Here is a 16,993-nt window from a genome sequence, read left to right on the forward strand (position 1 = left end):
TCGATCACACTATGCAAAACAACATTTACATGATGGCGGAGATCGGCCAGGCGCATGAAGGGAGCTTGGGGCTGGCACACTCCTATATTGACGCGCTGGCATCGAGCGGCGTTGACGCTATCAAATTTCAGGTTCACATTGCGGAGGCGGAAAGCAGCATTCACGAGCCGTTCCGGACAGATTTTTCCTATAACGACCTTTCCCGGATGGACTATTGGAAAAGGATGGAGTTTTCCGAAGAGGAATGGGCAGGCTTAAAGGCACATTGCGAGCAGAAAAATCTGGATTTCGTGGCAAGCCCGTTTTCCATCAGCGCAGTTGGATTGTTAGAAAGCATTGGTGTTAGCAGGATCAAGATCGGATCCGGGGAAATGAGTAATCTTCTGCTACTTTCCTCCGCGGCAAAGCTGGCAACCGAAATGACGCTTTCCTCCGGAATGAGTTCCCTTGCCGAGCTGGACAGCGCGATAGCGGCGGTGAGGGGCAAATGCAAGCTTTCACTATTGCAATGCACATCGTCCTATCCTACCGGCCCGCATCAGTGGGGATTGAATGTGATTCCTCTTCTGAAAGATCGTTTCCAGATCCCGATTGGATTTTCTGATCATTCGGGAGACATCTATGCTTGTCTTGCAGCTGCTGCCACGGGAGCCGAGATTCTGGAATTTCACGTCACCTTTGATCAGAGAATGTTTGGTCCGGACTCCACGTCTTCCATAAATATTGATCAGGTCAAGCAGCTTGTAAAGGGCGTCCGGCAGATTGAAACGGCAATGAAATTTCCGGTTGATAAAGCTGATAGTTCAGAGTATGCAATGTTGAAGACAACTTTTGGTAAGTCGCTGGCAGTCAATAATGACTTGGACAGAGGTCACATTTTGACGTTGTACGACCTGGAAGCGAAGAAACCAGCGGGATATGGTGTGTCGGCTACGCATTTTGAAACGGTCGTTGGCAGGCAGTTGCAGCGCAATCTTCCTAAGTGGTCATTCCTGAATTTCAGTGATTTGCTATGAAACGAAAAATTTGCGTAGTAATCACTGCAAGAGCCAGTTATAGCAGGATCAAAACACTTCTAGTTGCTATAAATGCGCATCCGTTACTCCGGCTGCAACTCGTGCTTACCGGAAGCGGTCTGCTGAATAAGTATGGCGGAATGCAAAACCTCCTCGCACGGGACGGTTTTAGGAACATTATAAAGGTTTCCAACCTGCTCGAAAACGAAAACGCCACGGCTGCTGCAAAAACAACCGGCCTGGGAATCATTGAGTTGGCTTCTGTATTGGAAAATACACGGCCGGATATCGTGGTAACCATTGCCGACCGCTACGAAACAATGTCTGCTGCGATAGCCGCTTCCTTTATGAACATTCCCCTGGCGCACGTACAAGGCGGCGAAGTGACCGGCAACATTGACGAGCGTGTGCGGCATGCAGTTTCCAAGCTCGCGGATATGCATTTCGTAGCAATGGCGTCTGCCCGCGCGCGCCTGATTGCTATGGGCGAAAATCCAGACAAAGTATGGCATACGGGCTGCCCGTCCATCGACCTCGCGATGCAAGCGAAGAGTGATGCCTCCCCGGAATTCGACTATGAATGTGGCCATTCAAAATTTCCCGCGAGCAAATATCTGGTGGTTATGCAGCATCCGGTGACGAATGAGGGCGGGTTGATTAAAGATCAGTTTAAGAGTCTGCTTACGGCCGTTGAGGCGCTGCAAATTCCAACATTCTGGTTTACTCCCAATGCAGATTACGGCGCTGACCGCATTATGAAAGAAATCCAGCGATATAGTGAAATGTCGAAGAATCACAAGATCCATTTTCTGCGAAACCTAAATCCGGAAACGTTTTTGAAGCTCATTAAACATTGTGCATGCCTCGTCGGAAATTCCAGCACGGGCATCAGGGAGGGATCATTGCTGGGCATTCCGGTTGTGAACATTGGCAGCAGGCAAAGCGGCCGGGAAAGATCCTGCAATGTCATTGACGTGAATTTTGATGCCGAAGCAATCATAGAAGCAGTGCAGAAACAGGTTGCAAACGGTCCTTACAAAAGCTCATTGATATACGGCAATGGACATGCGGGGCTACAAATTGCCGATTTGCTGGCAACAGCGGATTTAAACACCCACAAACAAATTACCTATTAATGGATTCTAAATCAATACTAGCCATCATTCCAGCCAGGAAAGGTTCCAAGGAAATTCCGGGGAAAAACATGAGACTGCTTGCCGGCAAGCCCCTTATCCAATATTCGATCGAATCTGCATTGGCATCCGAACTTCTTACCAGGATTGTCGTATCGAGTGATTGTGCGGAAACCATTGCTTTTGCAAAAAGTTGGGAAGGCGTGGAAGCGCCGTTTGTGAGGCCCTCGGAACTGGCGGCTGACGACACGCCATCGTTGGAAGTGGTAAAACACGCCGTAAACTATTTCAAAGAGCAACAAACGGAGTTTGACTACATATGCCTGTTGCAGCCCACCTCGCCATGTCGGACCTGGGATTTGATCGATCGAGCCCTTGCGCACATGATGGAAACGGATGCGGATAGCCTGGTAACCATTCGAAAAATCCCGGAGAAGTACCATCCACTTTGGGCACTTGGTGTAACCGGCAACGCATTGCAACGGGTTGTGCAGCACGAAGATATGCCCACGAGACGACAGGAGTTGCCTGACACTTTTTGTCGGGATGGAAAGATTTACCTCCTAAAAACCACCCTGCTCGACAAGGATCTGCTGATGGGCGGGAAAATGGTTGGCTATGAGGACAAAAGTTTACCGGATATCAACATCAATACATCGGAGGATTGGGAGCTCGCTGTAATCTTTTTTAAAATATGGAGGAAGCAACAAAGCAACGTCTCTTAATTCTCGTAACCAACAGTTTTGCGGCTATGAATATCATTCACAGCGGTTTGATTAAAAGATTGGGAATTAAATATGACGTTTATATCATGTCAACGATGACCCGTACTGCTGAACTAGCCGAGATTAACAAGCATTTCAATCTTCACTTGAAGCTAATTCAGGTAGATTTTCCGCGTGAATCGGCCTGGCTTTGCTATCTGAGAAAAATAGAAAAGGCACTTTTTGCTTATCATTTCAACATTATCACTCAGACTATTAAATATCAAAATGAAGAGAAATGGAAAGGCTTGCTGATTCGAAAGTTGCTTTGGATTCTGAGCCTGTTGCACATTACCAAAACTGCGTTATGTACATTAAGACGGGTTATTATCACTCTCTCATCTTTCTCAATCAGGTTAAAACCTCTCCTCGCCTATCATTTCAAAGGCGTAATCTCCTCGTCGCCGTTGGATTTGAGAGAAAGTCAGGTCGTAAACTTTCTTGGAAGACATCATGTCAAGTCACTGGCAATGATCATTAGTTGGGATAACCTGACCTCCAAAGGCCTTATTAACGCTGACCATAATTGCACATTGGTCTGGAATGATTTCATGAAAAACGAATTTCTGCATTTCTATTCCATTTTTAAGTTAAAGCCGCCAAAGGTTGTCGCTACCGGCATTCCACGATTTGACTGCTATTTTCAGCATCGGTCCGAAGCATACTATGAGCGCGCTAGAAGACTATTTAATGTGAAAAGCGGCAAATTTATAATTCTGATCGCTACGAGTGCCAATCGGCATTTTCCTAATCAACTGGAAATCATAGAAGACGTGCTGCAATTTGCAAGAGGCGAAAACAACGTGCACGTCATCATGCGATGCCATCCGGCGGATGATGCAAATGCATATGCACACATCGCCCGTGAGCAATTTGTCACATTATGGCATCCTGAAAACCTGCCTGCGACAAACCATAAACTGTTTTACAATTGGTTTCCTGAGCTGGACTTTCTGCATTCGCTAGCGCAGATGCTGCGGATTTGTGATGTGTGCGTTCAATTTGCTTCCACGATGAAACTGGATGCTGCGGCTTGCAAAAAACCTGTTATCAGCATTGCTTATGATGGCAAAATCCCACTTCCCTACCACCAATCCGTACAAAGGCTTTACGATTATGCACATCAGGTTCCGCTAAATGCTTTGCAAATAGACAAAGTCGTGACAAACCGACAGCAATTATATAATGCATTAAAAACCTGCTTGCAAGACACAGATCACCAAGAAAAGCTTGCGGCCATTGCGCCATTCACACATTTTACGGAAAGCGAATCAGTGGATTTCACTGCTAAAATCATTGCGGAATGGCTCGACTAGGAATTCAAGCAGCAATGTACTGGCTGGCGGCATGCATGCTCGTGTTGACTTTAGGAAAGTTGTTTGAGCAGCTTTTGCTATTAGGTGAAGATGAAATGCAGACTTCCCTGGTTCTCGCATTCTACATCTACTGCATTATCAGTCTGCTTTCCGCCTCCAAACACAAGCTTTTTCATGTGCTTGCCATTCCGGTTTTTACGCAGTTTCTACATTTATTTCAAAAATATGCATTTACTGCAGGCGCCAATTCATTTTGGCGGTTACTGCCCTTTGGAATCCTGAGCTGCTATTTCGCTTATTTCTCCCTTCGAAAACCCATTTCTCTGACTCAGGGTGAAAAGCTGTTTCTGTTTTCCTGGATCAATATTCAGGCATTCTTTCTCCTGATTTCACCGAATTTTGGATACATCATTTCCGGTGGATTTCTGCTCTATTTGATAGTGCTGCCATCCTTTTTCATTTACCTGAAACAAGTTAGCACAGCTATTGACTTTGCTGAAAATCTGGAACTTTATCTTTGCGCCTTATATATTATTCTTGGCATCGGGACTTTCGGATTGGTCGTTGCGGGAGCCAGCTACATGGGTTCGGATAACTTACTGGCGACCCGTAACATTACCGATACGAATGTTACAATGGCTTACTTCATTCTTCTTTGGCCATTTGTATTGCTTTATGCTTCCATGCGTGCATTGAACAGCTTGGTCAGACTGGCGCTTTCCGCAATTTTGCTCAGTGTGGTCGTACTCTCATTCTCCCGCGGTGCCGTCCTGCTAGTCATTCCCTATGTGATACTGACGTCAATTCTGGCCGGAAATCATTTTCGGTTCTGGCACTTTTTGCTCTTGGCTTTTGGGATAATCGGTTTTGTCCCGGATCTTCTTTCTCAATACCACGACTCGGATATGGCATATTTCTGGACATTAAGATTTGGCGATTTGCTGGCGACAGATTCTCTTCTTGACAAGTTGCAGGAGATCAGCGGACGGGCTGAAATTTATGAAACAGCCTATCATTTATTTCTCCTGAAACCGCTAACCGGCCACGGAACCGGTAGTTTTGAAACGCTGGGACCAGGTTACCGCGAAGCGCATTCGCTGTTTTATACATTACTCGCAGAAAATGGAATGCTTGGTCTGGTTTATTTTTACGGCTTGTTTGTTAGCCTGCTGATCCAGCTTATTTCCGTCTGTAAAATGGATAGAAAGCTGGGCTTGTTGTTAGTCAGTTTCATCTTTTATCTGATTTACAACCATACAGTTGGCAGTGTTTTCGTGATCCTGCCAGCAAAGAGCGTGACGATCAACTGCCTGGCTCCTATCCTGTTAATGTGCATTTATTTCTATTCTCAACATGCTCAAAAAGCGCATATTGGATTAGCAGATGAATGAGGTGCTGATCATTGGGCGGCTTCCGGCACCGATCGGAGGGGTTACCATGCATGTAAGCCGGTTAATTGAACATTTGCCACGAAATGGATTCGACCGTTTCACCTTTTGTGATTTCAAAACTGACAAATGGGTGAACATTATCAGGAAAATCATCAGGCATCGAACCATTCACCTGCATGCATCCAACCCCTATTTTCAGTTGCTGTTTGCCATGTTATGTGTCCTAATCAGGAAGCGGCTGCTTCTGACTTATCATGGAAACTGGGGACGATATCGTTTGGCGGGAAATTGGGCAGTTCGCGTGTCAGCCTTCCTCTGCGCAGTGCCGATTGTCCAGAACGATGAAAGTTTCACAAAAGCCAAATGTTGTAATCCCAACGCGCTGTTCATCTCCACATTCATCCCGGCTGCCCTCATCATTTCACTGGACCCACAATGTGCGCAACAGCTAAACGATTTCCGTAAACACTTTGAATTTCTGTTTTGTACAAATGCATGGAATCTGGCTTTTGACAAAAACGCAAAGGAAACTTACGGGATTTCGCAGATCATTAACAGTATGCGTAATGTAAATTCTGGTGGCCTGGTCATCTCCGATCCTTCCGGTAACTATCGACCTTTCATTGAAAAATCCTTCGGGAGCGTTCCAAAAAATGTACTATTCCTTGACGGACCGCATGATTTCACGAATATTTTGCGCGTTTCAGACGCATTTATCAGGAACACAACGACGGACGGGGTTTCGCTCTCCATATACGAAGCACATGCGTGTAATGTAGTGGTGCTGGCTTCGAATAGCGTTTCCAGAGCTCGCTTTTGCGTTGTGTATGAGGACATTGCAAACATTAACCTGGTCGAAGAACTTAAAAGAGGGAGAATTCGCTTGCAAAGCGAATGCAAAACGGAGGAAACGAGCGCAGTAAGTAAGTTAATCGGCCTTTATCAGCAATATATATAATTGAAAACGAGGTGGTTATAAAAAAAACAAAGGCATAGAAAAATTTCCATGCCCTGTTTCACACTATACACACACTATATTTTTATTATCTATATAAACATTTGATAATTTCTCCGATAACTTTCAACACCGCAAAATAACAAATTAAAGTAATTAGAAAAAAGCTTTCTATTGTGATTTTCTTAGCTAAACTGAGAAAAACGTAGACATTTCTCTAAAAATTCTGACCGATTAAACGGCTGTCATCAAATCTACGGAAATATTGCCTAATTATTGCTCAATGTGTCTTTACCTTATTAATTTGTAAATAATCACCGGTGTCCAAAATTTAAGCACTATCTTTTTTGTTGAAGATTACGTGCTGCTTCGGACCTCTAAAGCAGCAAATAGAATAATAACATTGCAAAAGCCGCTCAAACTACTCATATGCGCATAAACCCCGAAACCGTTGAAAGGATCAAACAAACCGCTGACATTGTGGAAGTGGTGGGGGATTTTGTGTCATTAAAAAAGAAAGGGGCGAATTACTCGGCCTGTTGCCCGTTTCACAACGAAAAGACGCCGTCATTCAACGTCAACCCTGTACGGCAGATTTATAAATGCTTCGGCTGCGGAGCAGCGGGAGACTCCATTAAGTTCGTTATGGACATCGATGGCGTCGGTTATGGCGAAGCATTGCGCTATCTGGCCGACAAATACAACATTGAGATTGAGCAAGAGGAAGTTACGGATGAGGAAGCGCTTCGGCAGAATGAGCGGGAGAGCCTTTATATCATTCTTAATTTTGCTAAAAACTTTTATGTCCAGCAGCTTCATGAAAGTGATGAAGGGCAGGCTGTGGGGCTCAGCTATTTCAAGGAAAGGGGTTTTACAGGTGAAATTCGCAAGAAATTTGAACTTGGTTACAGCCTGGATACGTGGGACGCTTTTTCAAAAGTGGCCCTTGCAAAAGGTTATTCTACCCAATTACTAGAAAAAGCCGGCCTACTGATTCATAAAGAAGGCAGCCAGACTGCCGGTTACGACCGTTTTCGCGGCCGGGTTATTTTTCCGATCCATAACGTGGCCGGAAAAGTAATTGCCTTTGGCGCGCGGATCCTTAAATCCGACAAAAGCAAAGCGGCTAATCAGCCCAAATATCTTAACTCGCCGGAAACCGAAGTTTATCACAAAAGTGATGTCCTATACGGCATTTTCCAGGCGAAAAATGCAATCCGGCAGCTTGACCATTGTTATTTGGTTGAGGGTTATACGGATGTGATTTCGCTCAATCAGGGAGGAATCGAGAATGTTGTGGCTTCGTCCGGAACCTCGCTGACCGTGGAGCAGATCAGGCTCATTGGCCGGTTTACTCCAAATGTCACGATCCTCTATGATGGCGATATTGCCGGAATTAAAGCTGCATTGCGTGGTCTGGACCTTGTTCTGGAAGAAGGCCTTAATGTCAGCATTGTCCTCTTCCCGGACGGCGACGATCCGGATAGCTACGTCCGGAAGGTCGGTGCGGAGGCTTTTAAAGCTTACCTAAAAAACAACGCGAAGGATTTTATTACCTTCAAAACAGAAATGTTGTTGCAGGACGCCGGAAATGATCCTTTTCGACTCGCAGCAGTAATCGGGGAAGTCGTTAATAGCATTGTGAAGATCCCGGACGCGATTAAGCGGCAGGTTTTTTTCCATCGGACATCCGAAATGATGAAGGTGGATGAGCAGATGCTGATCACGGAAGGTAATAAAATCCTGCGCAAGCTCCATACGCAAAAGCCGCAGGAAAGGGCGCCCCGCCAAGGTTATCAGGCACCTGAGAGTCCGGCAGATCTTGATGCATTGTTCTCCGGCGACTCCCAAACCGGACAGCACGAACCTCCTTCTGACTTTTTTGCGCCACAAACTTCCCAGACAGAGGCGCCGCAGCGCAGCAAGTTGTACTACCAGGAAGAAGCATTTATCCGGTTATTGGTGGTTTATGGCGCGCGCGAGCTGGAACCGTCTATAACCGTTTGCCAGTATGTATTAAGCGAGATCGAAGGAATTGATTTCAAGGACACGGTTTTCCACCATTTGCTTGTGCTCTTCAGGGAAAATTTCAACCGGAATCACGTGCTGCCTACGGATTATTTTTTAAACCATCACGAACCGGAGATCAGAAACCTGACCATTGACTGGCTTGCCAACAAATATGAGTTAAGCGAATTATGGTCTGAAAAATATGAGATTTTTGTTCCGTTTGAAACTGATGTTTTAGACAAAACAGCCTTTATAAACATTCTGAGGCTTAAAAAGGCATTTATTGAGGAAAAAATGAAAGTATGCTTGCAGCAAGCGGTTCATGCCAAAACGGAGGAAGAGCAAACCGCCGTGATGAGTGAATTCATGTATTATAAGGGCATTAGCATGGCAGCTGCAAAAGAGTTGGGTAGCGTAATTGGATAAATGGTCAACTTAGATGCTAATGTTATGAAGACTTTTTGTATTTCAATCTTGTTTTTCTTTACCGCGGTTGTCATTTCAGGATGCAATTCTTCTTATAAGATCCTCAATTCCAGACAAGAAGACGAATTCAAATTGTCAAATTACGACACTTTTGGATTTTATGACATTGAAGCCAGAGGGGATACCATTTCTCAAAACTTTGAGAAAAATATAGGCGTCATAAAAACGGCAATTGCGCGAAATCTGCAAGCAAGAGGCCTTGACGAAGCCCGGGATGCCAATCTGAAAATCAACATTGCATTGAATGTCGAAGAAAAATCACAAACACGGCAAACAGATTTTCGTACGGACGGGCTTCCGCGTTATATGGGTCAAAGGCGCTACACCTGGAAAAGCGAGGAAGTGGTTGTCGGCAAATACCGCGAAGGCACAATCATGATCGATTTGGTAGATTCTTCGACTAACAAGATGGTGTGGCAGGGAGGTGCGGAAGGCATTATTCCTGAAAAGAGCAGCAATTTTACTGAGGATATTAATCAGGCTATCAAAGAAATAGTTGACCAAATCCCAAAATAAGAGGGCTGCTTCATTGAAGAAACAGCCCTCGCAATATGGTCGATGTCAGATGCTTATCCGTTATTTACTACTCCACGTACTCTTTCATTCACATTGTCAGCAACGGATCCAGCTTTGTCTTTTGCATTGCCAACGTTTTTCAAGAAGCCATCTTTCAGTCTGTCAGCTAAAACAGACAGTTCTTCAAGGCTTTTTTCGTACTTGTCTTTTGCATTGCCTCCAAGATCATTTGCTTTATTTTTGATCAATTTACGAGTGTCTTTCCCGTCCTTAGGAGCAACTAAAAGGCCAATCGCAATACCTGTCAAAAGTGCACCTATTGAGCCTATCAGAAATTTTTGATTCTTGTTCATATGAATTTCTTATTTTGTGAGAATAATAAGTTTGAACTGTAAAATAATAAAAATACTGTGCCACTAAGCCCAACCATTTTTAAGTCGCTTGCATTAATTACCGTGTTTCTCACGCCACAATGGGTAACAGCGCAATGGAGGGTCATTGATATAAAAGCGAAAATCCACATGCGCGCAGTGCACGCTGTTTCACCTACTACGTGCTGGATTGGCGGTTCAGGGGGAACTGTATTGAAGACGGTGAACGGGGGTAAGAAATGGTTAACCTCAAAAATTTCGGGTGCAGATTCGCTTGATTTCAGGGATATTCATGCTTTCAATAAGGATATCGCAGTGGCCATGAGTGCGGGTGAGGCACAGCACGATAAGGCCAAAATTTACCGCACAGAAGACGGCGGACTGACCTGGTCCCTTGTGTACCAAACTACACAAAATGGGGTTTTTCTGGATGGAATCGACTTTTGGGATAAAAATAAAGGCATCTGTCTGGGCGATCCGATCGATGGAAGGTTGTTCATTTTGACTACGGAAGACGGCGGAAAAAGCTGGCAGGAATTGCCGGTTGAGAAGCGGCCGGTTGCTGAACCAGGTGAAGCATGTTTTGCTGCCAGTGGCACTTCCATCTTCGTTGCCGGGAAGGAAAAGGTTTTCATAGGAACAGGGGGAGGCAAAATGGCACGCGTTTTCCGCTCAGATGACTATGGCCGTTCCTGGGAAGTATCGGCAACGCCGTTGCCTGCCGGGCCAACGAGCGGCATTTTTGGCTTACGGTTCTGGTCCAAAAGCAGCGGCATTGCAGTAGGTGGTGATTATAAGAAAACGACTGATTCAACGCAGAATGTGCTCATTACACGCGATGGCGGCATTACCTGGAAACTAACGGGCATGACCAAGCCGACCGGTTTGAAGGAAAGCGTTGCACTATATCATAAAACAGATGCAGTTTGGACGGGCGAATCGGAGCTCAGATCCGATGATTACGCATTAATCGCAAGCGGCCCTTCCGGCAGCAGCTTTTCGGCGGATTGGGGCAAAACCTGGCAGGAATTGGGCAAAGAAGGATTTCACGCCATGAGTTTTGCAGGGAATGTAGGCTATGCGGTCGGAGCCAACGGCTTGATCGGGAAAATTGAGAAATTCTCGACCAAAAAGAAAAAAAGGAAACTGGTTTTTGTAGATCAGTAAATCAGATCCTGTCTATCAAGTCTTTAACCACCCTGACTTCCCTTCCGGACAAATGATCTGCAATCGCGGCTGCATGATCACGACCATTTTCTATAAAGACTTTTTCTGTAAAAACACCCGCCATCACTGTTCCGCAGAGATAAAGTCCGTGTACATTCGTTTCAAAGGTTTCTTTGTCATAAGACGGAACCTTGGTGACTTCATCCAGCGCTACGCCACATCTTGCGAGCAAATGTTCATCGGGAAGGTATCCTACGAGCAAGAATACAAAGTCCGCCGGAAGCCATTCTGTTTCGCCAGTTTCAAGATTTTCAATTTCAATCCGACCCTGCTCGATCCTTCTAGTAATAGCGTTGAAACGCGTGTGGATTTTGCCTTCCTTAACCCGGTTTTTCACATCAGGCACAAGCCAATATTTCACTTTTGTACGGAAATCGGCCTCCTTATGCACGATCGTCACATGTGCATCGTGCCTGTAAAGCTCCAAAGCAGCTTCCACTGATGAATTGGACCCGCCGACGAGCACCACATTGGTGAAAGAATATTTGAAAGGCTCATCATAGTAATGCGATACATGCGGCAGGTCTTCGCCGGGCACATTCAATAGCCGGGGAACATCAAAATAGCCTGTGGCCAGAACCACATTTTTAGATTGAAAGACCTGACCATCATTAGCATAAGTCAGGAATGTGCCGTCGGGCTGCTTTTCCGCGCGGTCCACATCGATAAAGAGCTTAAAATTCAGGTGGTAATAGCCCGCAACCTTTCTATAATATTGTAATGCTTCGTTCCGGTTGGCCTTCACTTCGGAAATAGCGAAAGGAATTCCGCCGATTTCAATGTTTTCAGCGGTTGAAAAGAACTTCATGCGCCGTGGATATCTGCGAATCGATTCCGTAAGATTTCCTTTTTCCAGAATCAGATAATCCAGGCCGCTTTTCGCCAATTCCACACCCATTGCCAGCCCGCATGGCCCGCCGCCAATAACGATTACATCATATATATGCATTGCGATAATCTTAATTCGATTGTGCTCTCCTACTTCAATAAACCCGTTAATTTAGATATTGGTTTCTGAACTTTGTAAATTAGCTGGCTGTTCAAAATGTTCATTATTTAGTTAGAATCAAGATTTGGAAGACCAGGCAAGGGACTTTGCGGAAAGGCTGAACGAGTGGGGAAAATCAAAAACTCCCTTCCTTTTTCTTGTAGATTACCGCATCGAAAAGCCGCTAGCCTGGACATTGGACGACAATGCATTGACCAACATCCGCTTCGATCTGAATGGTTTTGGTAACGTCGGCAGAGATGAAAAGCAACCTGCCCTTTCCGACTTTGCATTTCATAAAAAGCCCATTTCTTTTACCGATTACGTTGTTAAATTTGATCGGGTGGTTGCTAATTTAAAGGCCGGCAATTCGTTTTTGATCAATCTTTCCGTTCCAACAAACATCACTACGGACCTTACTTTGGAAGAGATCTTTATTCATAGTGAGGCGCCTTACCGGTTTTTGTATAAAAATGAGTTCGTCTGCTTTTCTCCCGAAATTTTTGTCCGGATCAACGGCAACCGGATTGCATCATTTCCAATGAAAGGCACAATTGACGCATCGGTTCCGAATGCAGCGCATGTAATTTTATCCGACACCAAAGAAGCCGCCGAACACGCCACCATCGTCGATCTGATCCGCAATGACCTGAGTATGGTTGCAGACAAAGTTTGGGTCGAAAAATACCGCTATATCGACCGCATTCAGACAAATGATAAGACATTATTGCAGGTAAGCTCGGAAATCGCGGGGATTCTGCCTAATGATTTCGATGGTAAATTTGGTGATTTATTGGTTCGAATGCTTCCCGCCGGCTCCATCACAGGAGCGCCGAAACCGAGCACGTTAAAGATCATTGAGGAAGCAGAAAATTATGACCGCGGTTACTATACGGGGGTTATGGGATATTTTGACGGAGAAAATTTTGAGAGTGCTGTCATGATCCGGTTTATCGAAAATCAGGATGGAAAGCTGGTTTTCAAAAGTGGCGGTGGGATCACCGCGCAAAGCAATGCAGAAAAAGAGTATCAGGAATTAATAGACAAAGTTTACCTCCCCTTCGCCCATGTCCCGCACACTATGTTTTGAAACGATCTGCTGTGAGAATCGTGAATTGAAAAACCTTGCTTACCACGAAGCCCGGCTCAACAGGACGCGCCACGAACTTTGGGGTTATTCCGACTACTGGAATTTGTCCGAACTCCTCATTATCCCTGACCATGTTGACCATACGCTGCACAAATGCCGCGTTTCATACAGCCAGGAAATAGAAGTCGTCAAATGGGAGCCGTACGCATATAGGAACATCTGCAAAATCCGGCGCGTATATCACGACGCCATCGATTACCGTTACAAATACGAAGACCGCGAAGAACTTAACACCCTTTTCGCCCAACGAAATGACGCCGACGAAATCCTGATCATCAAAAACGGCCTGGTAACCGATTCCCTTTACGGCAATGTTGCTTTTTACAATGGAATTACCTGGGTTACCCCCAATTCACCGCTGTTACCAGGCACGCAACGAGCGTTTCTACTGGAATCGGGGGTTATTAAAGAGGAAAGGATTAGCGAAGATGATCTTGCCAATTTTAGTAAAATGAGGTTGCTTAATGCGATGATTGGCTGGGAAAAGGCAGTGGAGTTGGGGATGGATTGCATTGTTTGATTTGGGAATTATTATTTATGCACAAAAACAGTAAATTTGATCATATGGATATGCAAACTGAAAAGATCGAATTAGCTAAACGACTTCTGGATACGGAGGACAAGAACATTATAGATGCGGTCAAATCGATTTTTAAGAATTTTGACGCAGATCATGAATGGGGCGACCTTCCAGAAAAGGTTATTTCGGATGTTCAGGAATCAATCAGGCAAATCGATGCCGGCTTGGAGATATCACATGACAAAGCCAGGGAAACCTATAAAAAATGGCTTTAGAGATTGTCTGGACACCACGTGCATTAGATAATTTCCATGGTGTAATTGCTTACTTGGAAGAGAATTGGCACGAAGCTGTCATTCGGGATTTCGTAAAAAGAACTGAACATGTCCTGCACATGATTGCTGATCATCCTGGCATGTTTAGGCAAATTTCAGAGAATAGCCCAATGCGTGAAGCTGTTATAACCAAACATAATTTACTGATATACAAAGTAACGGATTCCAAGGTTTTTGTTTTAGCAGTGTTTGATACACGCCAACATCCCAAAAAGAAACGCATCTTTTAGCTTTCACTATCCCCTTACAGACCATCCGTGCGATTAATCGTAACTTTGCACGTTAATTTATTAAACATTCCCCGCAGCCAATGGCCTCCCTTTTTGAGGAAGAAACTACTTTTTTTGCCGATCTGATATTGCCGGTTCCGATTCCTTCTTTGTTTACTTACAGGGTTCCCAGGGAAATGAGCGGGATGATTAAGGTGGGGGCGCGGGTGATTGTGCAGTTTGGACAAAAAAGGGTAACTACGGCGGTTGTCGCTCACATACATTCGAATCCGCCTTCCAAATATCAGGCGAAATACGTTCTTGAACTGCTTGACGATGAACCTATTGTCACAAAGCGACAGCTTGAATTGTTCAATTGGGTTTCGGAATATTATTTATGCAATATTGGAGATGTGCTTAACATTGCGCTTCCGGCGGGACTGAAAATCACAAGTCAGTCACGGATCCAGATCAATCCTCAATTTGATCATGATGACCTGCTGACAGATCAGGAGCGGATTGTCGTTGATGAGATCAAAAAGCACCAAACCCTTTCCTATGAGGAAGTTGAGCGGCTTTTGCAGCGTTCAAACATAACGGCAATCATCAAATCGCTGGTCGGCAAACGTGCCGTTATCCTCTTTGAAGAGGTTAAAGAACGATATAAGCCGAAAGTTGTTCGAAAAATCAGGTTGAATGCTGCTTACACGTCCAATGATGCACTTTCCAAACTGGCGGGCTCGCTGGATAAAACGCCGAAGCAGCAGGAAATTCTCCTAAAATATTTGAGTTACATTCCAGTTTATAACAATCCTGATCTAAATCAAAAAGGGCTTGACAAATCCATTTTTAGCCAGGATGACAATGTTTCCGATGCTTCGCTGAACACGTTAATTAAAAAGGGAATCTTCGAACAATTTGAAATTTTCATTTCCAGATTTGACGACATTCCAGCCAGCAATGCGGTCATTACATTGACGGAAACGCAAAAAATAGCCTCTCAACAAATCCACGAACTCTTTACAGAAAAGGAAGTTGTGCTATTGCACGGCATAACCGGCAGCGGCAAAACCGAAGTTTACATTGAACTGATCAAACAAGTCCTGGAAAGTGGCCTGCAAGTTCTGTTTTTGTTACCCGAAATTGCCCTGACTACACAAATCGTTGTCCGGCTGCGGAAGGTTTTTGGTGACACAATGGGCATTTATCATTCCAAGTTTTCTGATAATGAGCGTGTTGAAGTTTGGAAAGGCATTTTGGATGGAAAGTTTCAGTTTGTTGTCGGCGTTCGTTCTGCCGTTTTCCTTCCTTTTGATAATCTTGGTTTAATCATCGTTGACGAGGAACACGAAACTTCGTACAAGCAACATGATCCGGCGCCGCGCTACAATGCGCGTGATGTGGCTGTGATCATGTCCTATATGCATAAGGGCAAAACGCTGCTTGGATCCGCAACGCCTTCATTAGAAAGTTATTATCATGCGCAAACGGGCAGATATGGGTTTGTAGAAATGAAGCAGCGATTTGGAAATGCAGCGTTGCCGACCTTCGAATTAATTGATACAAAAAAGGAAAAGAAGTCGAAGAAGATGAAAAATGAGTTTTCATCTGTGCTGATTGATCATTTAAAATTAAATCTCCAAAATAAAGAACAGACCATTCTTTTCCAGAACCGCCGCGGTTACTCGCCATATCTGCAATGTGAAATCTGCAACTGGATTCCTGAATGTGCGAATTGTGACGTGAGCCTGACTTATCATATGAAAGCCGGCGAAGTGCGCTGCCATTACTGCGGTCATAAAGAAGAAGTCCCACGAACTTGCCCGCAATGCGGTTCAACGCAGGTAAAAACGATGGGTTACGGGACGGAAAAGATTGAAGATGAGATCCATTCGATGTTTCCGGAAGCCCGTGTGCAACGCATGGATCTGGATACGACAAGGGCAAAAAACGCTTATCAACAGATCATTTCGGAGTTTGAGGAAGGCGGAATCGACATTTTGGTCGGCACACAAATGGTGAGCAAAGGCCTTGATTTTGACAATGTTAGCATTGTAGGGATTTTTGATGCGGACCGGATGATCCATTTCCCTGAATTCCGTGCTTCGGAACGGGCGTTCCAAATGCTTACACAAGTCAGCGGCAGAGCGGGAAGGCGCGCCGAAAAGCCTGGAAAAGTGCTTATTCAAACGAGTAATCCTGGCCAAAAGCTGCTGGAAAAGATCATTAACAACGATTACGAAGGCATGTATGCGGATGAAATCGAGGAGCGTGAAAAATTCCACTATCCGCCTTTTACAAGGCTTATAAAAGTGACGGTTAAGCACGTCGACGAAGCCACTTCGAGCAAGGCTGCCAAGATCCTGGCAGACAAACTGACGGCCAACCTGGGAGCCAGCCGGGTTCTCGGACCGCAACCACCGCTGGTGGAAAGAGTAAGAAATCAGTTTTTGTTCGACATTCTCATTAAACTTGAACGAGAAAAGATTAATTTTAAGGCGGCAAAGTCATTTATACAAGAAAAGGTTATTGATATTTTAACCGATAAGACGCTCAAAAGCATCCAGGTCGTGATTGACGTGGATTGTTTATAAAAATCATTTTTA

At 44.8% G+C, this 16,993-nt stretch carries 16 protein-coding genes; 14 read left to right on the top strand and 2 right to left on the bottom strand.

Annotated elements, in window-relative coordinates:
* Positions 1–11: 11 nt before the first annotated feature.
* The 8 genes from L0660_RS23390 (at position 12) to L0660_RS23425 (ending at position 9,587) form a co-directional block, all read left to right on the top strand.
* Positions 12–1,016, top strand: coding sequence for an N-acetylneuraminate synthase family protein (locus tag L0660_RS23390; protein ID WP_235161553.1), 1,005 nt, complete (start codon positions 12–14; stop codon positions 1,014–1,016).
* Positions 1,013–2,152 carry a UDP-N-acetylglucosamine 2-epimerase gene (gene neuC / locus L0660_RS23395; RefSeq protein WP_235161554.1) on the top strand — a complete coding sequence of 380 codons (1,140 nt, stop codon included), beginning with the start codon at positions 1,013–1,015 and terminating at the stop codon, positions 2,150–2,152. Before L0660_RS23390 ends, neuC begins: the two co-directional genes overlap by 4 nt.
* Complete coding sequence (locus tag L0660_RS23400) at positions 2,152–2,874, top strand: acylneuraminate cytidylyltransferase family protein (RefSeq protein ID WP_235161555.1); 723 nt, start codon at positions 2,152–2,154, stop codon at positions 2,872–2,874. Before neuC ends, L0660_RS23400 begins: the two co-directional genes overlap by 1 nt.
* Before the next feature lie 26 nt (positions 2,875–2,900).
* Positions 2,901–4,229, top strand: a complete 1,329-nt coding sequence (locus L0660_RS23405) for a CDP-glycerol glycerophosphotransferase family protein (protein ID WP_235161556.1) — start codon at positions 2,901–2,903, stop codon at positions 4,227–4,229.
* Positions 4,217–5,620 (top strand): O-antigen ligase, encoded by a 1,404-nt coding sequence (locus tag L0660_RS23410; protein ID WP_235161557.1) that lies wholly within the window; start codon positions 4,217–4,219, stop codon positions 5,618–5,620. The genes L0660_RS23405 and L0660_RS23410 overlap by 13 nt, the downstream gene beginning before the upstream one ends.
* Positions 5,613–6,578 (top strand): glycosyltransferase, encoded by a 966-nt coding sequence (locus L0660_RS23415; RefSeq protein WP_235161558.1) that lies wholly within the window; start codon positions 5,613–5,615, stop codon positions 6,576–6,578. The genes L0660_RS23410 and L0660_RS23415 overlap by 8 nt, the downstream gene beginning before the upstream one ends.
* 426 nt (positions 6,579–7,004) lie before the next feature.
* The gene (dnaG, locus tag L0660_RS23420) at positions 7,005–9,011 is read left to right on the top strand and encodes a DNA primase (RefSeq protein WP_235161559.1); all 2,007 of its coding nucleotides are present in this window, start codon (positions 7,005–7,007) and stop codon (positions 9,009–9,011) included.
* A 24-nt stretch (positions 9,012–9,035) separates the two neighbouring features.
* Positions 9,036–9,587: a DUF4136 domain-containing protein gene (locus L0660_RS23425; protein ID WP_235161560.1), complete on the top strand. Its 552-nt coding sequence runs from the start codon at positions 9,036–9,038 to the stop codon at positions 9,585–9,587.
* 53 nt (positions 9,588–9,640) lie between these two features.
* Here L0660_RS23425 and L0660_RS23430 read toward each other — a convergent pair whose 3' ends face one another.
* A complete protein-coding gene (locus L0660_RS23430) occupies positions 9,641–9,940 on the bottom strand; it encodes a YtxH domain-containing protein (RefSeq protein WP_233798915.1) in 300 nt (99 codons plus the stop codon).
* Between the two features lie 57 nt (positions 9,941–9,997).
* Between L0660_RS23430 and L0660_RS23435 the strand changes: the two genes are divergently transcribed.
* Positions 9,998–11,125, top strand: coding sequence for an oxidoreductase (locus tag L0660_RS23435; RefSeq protein WP_235161561.1), 1,128 nt, complete (start codon positions 9,998–10,000; stop codon positions 11,123–11,125).
* A 1-nt stretch (position 11,126) separates the two neighbouring features.
* Here L0660_RS23435 and L0660_RS23440 read toward each other — a convergent pair whose 3' ends face one another.
* Complete coding sequence (locus L0660_RS23440; protein WP_235161562.1) at positions 11,127–12,134, bottom strand: YpdA family putative bacillithiol disulfide reductase; 1,008 nt, start codon at positions 12,132–12,134, stop codon at positions 11,127–11,129.
* 124 nt (positions 12,135–12,258) lie between these two features.
* On the opposite strand from L0660_RS23440, the gene L0660_RS23445 reads away from it, so the two are divergent.
* The 5 genes from L0660_RS23445 to priA all read left to right on the top strand — a co-directional run bounded on the left by L0660_RS23445 (position 12,259) and on the right by priA (position 16,981).
* A complete protein-coding gene (locus L0660_RS23445) occupies positions 12,259–13,263 on the top strand; it encodes an aminodeoxychorismate synthase component I (protein WP_235161563.1) in 1,005 nt (334 codons plus the stop codon).
* Entirely contained in the window at positions 13,241–13,843 is a 603-nt protein-coding gene (locus L0660_RS23450; protein WP_235161564.1) for an aminotransferase class IV family protein, read from the top strand. The genes L0660_RS23445 and L0660_RS23450 overlap by 23 nt, the downstream gene beginning before the upstream one ends.
* 44 nt (positions 13,844–13,887) lie before the next feature.
* Positions 13,888–14,118 carry a hypothetical protein gene (locus L0660_RS23455; RefSeq protein WP_235161565.1) on the top strand — a complete coding sequence of 77 codons (231 nt, stop codon included), beginning with the start codon at positions 13,888–13,890 and terminating at the stop codon, positions 14,116–14,118.
* Entirely contained in the window at positions 14,109–14,408 is a 300-nt protein-coding gene (locus L0660_RS23460; protein WP_026631872.1) for a type II toxin-antitoxin system RelE/ParE family toxin, read from the top strand. The genes L0660_RS23455 and L0660_RS23460 overlap by 10 nt, the downstream gene beginning before the upstream one ends.
* Before the next feature lie 80 nt (positions 14,409–14,488).
* Complete coding sequence (gene priA, locus L0660_RS23465) at positions 14,489–16,981, top strand: primosomal protein N' (RefSeq protein WP_235161566.1); 2,493 nt, start codon at positions 14,489–14,491, stop codon at positions 16,979–16,981.
* Positions 16,982–16,993 lie beyond the last annotated feature (12 nt).

It is taken from the genome of Dyadobacter sp. CY351 (genome assembly GCF_021502625.1).
Classification (GTDB): Bacteria; Bacteroidota; Bacteroidia; order Cytophagales; family Spirosomataceae; genus Dyadobacter; species Dyadobacter chenhuakuii.

What these genes read in the sequence shown, in the direction of transcription:
- neuC (WP_235161554.1), top strand. Translation starts at nt 1,013, where the DNA reads ATGAAACGAAAAATTTGCGTAGTAATCACTGCAAGAGCCAGTTATAGC.
- L0660_RS23440 (WP_235161562.1), bottom strand. Translation starts at nt 12,134, where the DNA reads ATGCATATATATGATGTAATCGTTATTGGCGGCGGGCCATGCGGGCTG.
- L0660_RS23425 (WP_235161560.1), top strand. Translation starts at nt 9,036, where the DNA reads ATGAAGACTTTTTGTATTTCAATCTTGTTTTTCTTTACCGCGGTTGTC.
- L0660_RS23430 (WP_233798915.1), bottom strand. Translation starts at nt 9,940, where the DNA reads ATGAACAAGAATCAAAAATTTCTGATAGGCTCAATAGGTGCACTTTTG.
- L0660_RS23460 (WP_026631872.1), top strand. Translation starts at nt 14,109, where the DNA reads ATGGCTTTAGAGATTGTCTGGACACCACGTGCATTAGATAATTTCCAT.
- dnaG (WP_235161559.1), top strand. Translation starts at nt 7,005, where the DNA reads ATGCGCATAAACCCCGAAACCGTTGAAAGGATCAAACAAACCGCTGAC.
- L0660_RS23405 (WP_235161556.1), top strand. Translation starts at nt 2,901, where the DNA reads ATGAATATCATTCACAGCGGTTTGATTAAAAGATTGGGAATTAAATAT.
- L0660_RS23410 (WP_235161557.1), top strand. Translation starts at nt 4,217, where the DNA reads ATGGCTCGACTAGGAATTCAAGCAGCAATGTACTGGCTGGCGGCATGC.
- L0660_RS23400 (WP_235161555.1), top strand. Translation starts at nt 2,152, where the DNA reads ATGGATTCTAAATCAATACTAGCCATCATTCCAGCCAGGAAAGGTTCC.
- L0660_RS23415 (WP_235161558.1), top strand. Translation starts at nt 5,613, where the DNA reads ATGAATGAGGTGCTGATCATTGGGCGGCTTCCGGCACCGATCGGAGGG.
- priA (WP_235161566.1), top strand. Translation starts at nt 14,489, where the DNA reads ATGGCCTCCCTTTTTGAGGAAGAAACTACTTTTTTTGCCGATCTGATA.
- L0660_RS23390 (WP_235161553.1), top strand. Translation starts at nt 12, where the DNA reads ATGCAAAACAACATTTACATGATGGCGGAGATCGGCCAGGCGCATGAA.
- L0660_RS23455 (WP_235161565.1), top strand. Translation starts at nt 13,888, where the DNA reads ATGGATATGCAAACTGAAAAGATCGAATTAGCTAAACGACTTCTGGAT.
- L0660_RS23450 (WP_235161564.1), top strand. Translation starts at nt 13,241, where the DNA reads ATGTCCCGCACACTATGTTTTGAAACGATCTGCTGTGAGAATCGTGAA.